Genomic DNA, 705 nt, shown 5'->3' with positions numbered 1-705 from the left:
GTTAACTCACTGCTTAAGTGACGGTCAGTACAACTCTTTTAACTTTCTGGTTAGCGTATTGCGTCCCCAGCCTAATACTTTAGCGGCATCTTGCTTGTGACCTTTAGTGTGCTCCAATGCAGCTTCTAATAAAATGCGCTCAAATTCTGGTAATGCGAAAGAAAGTAGTTCTTTATCCCCCGCAGCGAGCGATTGACGTGCCCAGTCCGCCAATTGTTCTTGCCAGCTACCTTTGGTTGAATCCGAAACGGTCTTCTTCTCTTCCAAAAGCTCTGAAGGCAAATCGTTCGGTAATACTTCACTGCCACTCGCCATCACGGTTAACCAGCGACAAATGTTTTCTAGCTGACGTACGTTGCCCGGCCAATTGAGTCGATTGAGAATTTCGACCGTCGACGGGTGCAAGGTTTTGGTTTCCACTCCAAGCTCATCTGCGGCGCGTACCAGAAAGTGTTGTGTGAGCTTTTCAATGTCTTGTTTGCGTTCACGAAGCGCAGGAATTTGTACGCGAATGACGTTCAAACGGTGGAACAAGTCTTCACGAAAATCGCCTTGGTGTACCAGCTTTTCGAGGTTTTGGTGCGTGGCGGCGACAATACGTACATCGACACGAATCGGAGAGTGACCACCAACACGGTAGAACTGACCATCCGCCAACACGCGCAGTAAACGTGTCTGGATATCCAGCGGCATGTCACCGATTTC

Annotated in this window: 1 protein-coding gene; it reads right to left on the bottom strand. The window is 48.8% G+C overall.

The genetic code is table 11. The features are described 5' to 3' along the window. Positions 1-24: 24 nt before the first annotated feature. The coding region (locus R7Q11_RS26355) for a sigma 54-interacting transcriptional regulator (protein WP_225467019.1) at positions 25-705 on the bottom strand (681 nt) is incomplete at its 5' end.

Source organism: Vibrio sp. 970 (assembly GCF_033339075.1).
Note: the sequence above shows the minus strand (reverse complement) of the source record. Positions and strands in the feature narration are given on the sequence as shown.